Consider the following 1686-nt stretch of genomic DNA (forward strand, 5'->3'; position numbering starts at 1 on the left):
AGCCATCAAGGCAGGCTCAAGATACAGATGCATTACCTCACAGGCATCATGCAATCGGACTGATACAGGCGTAGTGGCAGGTGTTAAACAGACATCCCCATCTCTAAAGCGATCGCTCTGAAAGTGACCATTCAGCATCCGCTCCTTTACGATTGGGGAATGATTGCGGTGAATCGTGATGAAGTGTTGGGGAAAACAATGTTCAGGGGTTTCAAATGCATCCGTGTGTAGATGATAGGCAAACTGAATTCCCTTCCAAGACGATGTTTGGCTGGAAAGAACTGGCGGTTTTGGAAGAATCTTTAGAACGGATTTGTTGCTAGCAGCGTTAATTGTTATGGGCTCATCTCTAGTCATTGAGTATTATAGGTAGACACCCTCTAGCTTCATATGGATAACCTCTTACTACGTCCCCACAAATGTCCTTTCAGTTTAACGGTGAAGTTGTGCGGCGGTAGATAGCATTTCACTCTCAACAACTACCTCTATTCCGTCTGCACCGGCGCAGTTTTGGGCTGCTGACGCAATCTACTCAAGGGGCAGGATTACGATCGCCTGTTGGTTCGATTGCTAACTCATTTTACGAGGGAAAACACTTCCCAAATACCTGAAGTAATTTAATAGAACCCTTGAGTTTGACTTTACGCCAGATCAATGCCCAAATTATATTTTGCTCCTTGCAGAGAAACGCGATCCAAGTTTTGCTATCTGCCGTCACAGCCAAATCCGCTGTGCCATGATGTCCTGGTTGTACCTGGAGCGTTTTATTTTGAATCGTTACTGTTGCTTGGCGGCACTCAGAGCCATTAAAGGTGAAGTGGTAAACGGCACTCAATCCTTGCGACTGGTTGCGCTGAAAGAGGAGTGGTAGTCCAAAGAGAAACCCTTCAATGGATACAGGGCGAATACCACTGCTGACCAGTTTGACCGTTTTATTGGGAAAGCGTCTCGTTACATAGGTTTCTGCATCCGAGCCTGGGATCACATAAATAGTTTCAGTTTTATCCTGCAAGGGTTTTACAACGTCTCGCACAAATTCCTTGCGATCGCTTAAAAACGGCGCGATGACATCTTCTCCAGCGGGACAAGCTGCCATACAGTAAGCCGCTTTGTAGTTCGCTTTGAAGGACAAGCTTTGCCACATCGAGGCAGACTCTGCGGCGCTAAACTTTTCGCGGTAATCACTAGCACTCTTGCTGTCAGCGATCGTCTCTGCCCAGTCGGTAAACCCGCCCATAAACTCTCGGTAATTGTGGGCGTAGCAGGCTGAGAAATTGAAGTGACCATCAGGTGCGATCGCACCAACTGGACAAGCCGCGACACAAAGTTTGCAATCAATACAGGGATTATAGTCAATCGGGTAATTGTAAGCGGTAACTTCAGCCTCCATCAATACCGCCCCCAACAAGATGAAATTGCCAAATTTGGGGTGAATTACATTGCGATGTAATCCCATATGCCCCAACCCAGCAGCCACTGCAACGGGTTTATAGGAAACGACCCAAACTTTACCAGGATAGCGATCCATCTCTTGGGGAAAGGCAACGGATGGATTGATGGCACGAATACCAATCTCAGTTAATTTTCTGACAATTTTTCTTCCGACTAAATCGATATCTTCACCACAGGCATGAAATTCCGTATTCGCAATCGATCTCAAAGGTGCCCGGACGTTCTCCTGGTTCA

The 1686-nt window shown here is 46.7% G+C and carries 2 protein-coding genes; both read right to left on the bottom strand.

Going from position 1 to position 1686, the window contains the following annotated elements; translation table 11 throughout:
- Positions 1-357 (bottom strand): hypothetical protein (locus tag H6F93_RS00640; protein WP_199313402.1); only part of this gene is annotated, 357 nt, incomplete at its 3' end.
- A gap of 223 nt (positions 358-580) precedes the next feature.
- The coding region (locus tag H6F93_RS00645; RefSeq protein WP_190678257.1) for an SCP2 sterol-binding domain-containing protein at positions 581-1686 on the bottom strand (1106 nt) is incomplete at its 5' end.

Origin of the sequence: Leptolyngbya sp. FACHB-671 (genome assembly GCF_014695745.1) — a bacterium.
Taxonomy (GTDB): Bacteria; Cyanobacteriota; Cyanobacteriia; order Elainellales; family Elainellaceae; genus JAAUTN01.